The organism is Streptococcus sp. SS-4456 (genome assembly GCF_036680365.1).
GTDB lineage: Bacteria > Bacillota > Bacilli > Lactobacillales > Streptococcaceae > Streptococcus.
This window is the reverse complement of the sequence record NZ_JAVIHI010000076.1, coordinates 1-2,463: the sequence shown is the minus strand read 5'-3', so window position 1 is coordinate 2,463 and position 2,463 is coordinate 1. Positions and strand designations below refer to the sequence as shown.

General features: G+C 40.6%; 1 protein-coding gene. It reads left to right on the top strand.

Translation table 11 applies throughout. The features are described from left to right. Positions 1–1,262: 1,262 nt before the first annotated feature. Positions 1,263–2,463 (top strand): DUF445 family protein (locus RFK25_RS11810; RefSeq protein ID WP_443035563.1); only part of this gene is annotated, 1,201 nt, incomplete at its 3' end.

Sequence of the window (2,463 nt, the reverse complement as noted above, 5' to 3'; positions counted from 1 at the left end):
GTGATCAGCTGCTGTTGGCTCAAACCATCTTAGGAGATGCGGATGCAACTGCGGCTGACCTTGCTACCATTATCAGCAGTTTGCAAGCAAGTAACCAAGCAATTGGTCTTTTGTTGTTGGAAAATGATGAAGACGGAGTGATTACTTTTGCTCTTAATACTTCAACGACAGCAACACTTAAAGTTGGCGAGGGTGAGGGTATCTTAGTTGATACACTTTCAACGGCAACCCCTGAAATGACAGATGCTAAAGGGGCGAAAGTGACTGATTTGACATTTTCATCGCCATATGCTGGTACAAGTGTAGCTGGTTGGCATACATTTAGTTATACAGCAACAGATACTTATGATCAAAACCATAAGAGTTCAGGCGGTACAGCTTTAAATGCTTATATTCGCTATTCATTAGACGAAGATCCAAGTACTTACACAGTACTGGCAGAATTGGTAAGTAAAACTGGCACAGTATTAGAGTCTTATAAAATTGATCCTGGATCTAGTGCAACCTTTACTTATCCAAGCACTCTAGATACTGATAACTCACCAATTACTATTACCTATGACACTTCCTTGGCAACAGCTTCAGGAATTCCTGGTGGATTAAGGTTTAGTACCAGCTCGGCTAATGTATATGGGACTACATTGGTGCCAACATACACACTAAATACGACCTATTATAAAACAACAGACGGTACCATTATTGCTACTTATTCTGTCATGACAATTGGTGGACAAACAGTGACACCATCTGGCGATCGTACATTTGTTGGATATGATTATTCCACGACCACAAATGCCACTTCAACCAGAGCTTTGACTCCAGGTACCACCTATATGCACGCTAAGGTTGAAGAACAGGGAACGAAAACCTTGATTACAGTCATTGATGATCAAGGGACAATCAAAAGAAGTTTATATTATCGTGATCCAACCTATACAGGTACAGTTGATTGGAATGGTACAGATACGACTGGATTTATCAAGATATTTGAAACAAGTGAGATAAAAGCTTCGACTTCAACATCAGGGACTAATTATAATACTTATTCGACTATTGAACCAAGTTATACAACGACCACTTACAATGGGCAACGTATTATGGTCTTCTACACTAGTCCAGCTCAAAATTGGCGTTTAATCGGGTACTGGACAGGGGGAGCAGCTCAAGGTGGGACTCAATATGGCAGGTTTTACTTTGGAAGACAGTCGTTGGATAGAGCTGGTAACTGGGGGCTTTGGACGCCTGGCTCTAGTTCGACTGGTGTGGGAGATTATGGAACTCAATATGGTTTAGGAAGTCCTTTGTCTACCTCTGTGAATGAGACAACTCATTGGTATACAGTAGATCAATCAGAGTCTCAGTCGCTTTCAAACTCTAACTCATTGTCCTTGTCTGAATCTGAATCAACTTCTAACTCAGAATCAACATCAAATTCAGAATCTATCTCAAACTCTGAGTCACTATCTAATTCTGAATCAACATCAAATTCAGAATCAATTTCAAATTCTATTTCAGAATCAGTAAGAGAATCCGTCTCCGAGTCTATTTCAGAATCAGTAAGAGAATCTGTCTCTGAGTCTATTTCCGAATCAGTAAAAGAGTCCGTTTCTGAGTCCGTCTCCGAATCAGTAAAAGAGTCCGTTTCCGAGTCCGTCTCCGAATCAGTAAAAGAGTCCGTTTCTGAATCTATCTCAGAATCAGTTTCTGAGTCAATCTCAGAATCCGTTTCTGAATCAATCTCTGAGTCTGTATCTGAATCCGTTTCCGAATCTGTATCAGAGTCAGTCAGCGAATCCGTATCTGAATCTATCTCAGAATCAGTAAGCGAGTCAGTTTCAGAGTCAATCTCAGAATCCGTATCTGAATCAATTTCTGAATCCATCTCAGAATCAGTAAGTGAATCAGTTTCAGAGTCAGTATCTGAATCAGTTTCCGAGTCAGTTTCCGAGTCAATCTCAGAATCAATCTCTGAGTCAGTATCAGAATCCGTTTCAGAGTCAGTTTCAGAATCCATCTCAGAATCAGTCAGCGAATCAATTTCTGAATCGGTATCTGAGTCAATCAGCGAATCTGTTTCAGAATCCGTATCAGAATCAATCAGCGAATCCGTTTCCGAGTCCGTCTCTGAATCCATTTCAGAATCAGTATCAGAGTCCATCAGCGAATCCGTTTCTGAGTCAGTATCTGAATCTGTTTCAGAGTCAGTTTCAGAATCTGTATCAGAGTCGATTTCCGAATCTGTATCAGAATCCATTTCGGAATCGGTATCTGAGTCAATCTCTGAATCGGTATCAGAATCAATCTCTGAGTCAGTAAGCGAGTCAGTTTCTGAATCAATCTCTGAATCAGTATCTGAGTCAATCTCAGAATCAGTTTCTGAATCAATCTCTGAGTCTGTATCTGAATCCGTTTCCGAATCTGTATCAGAGTCAGTCAGCGAATCCGTATCTGAATCTATCTCAG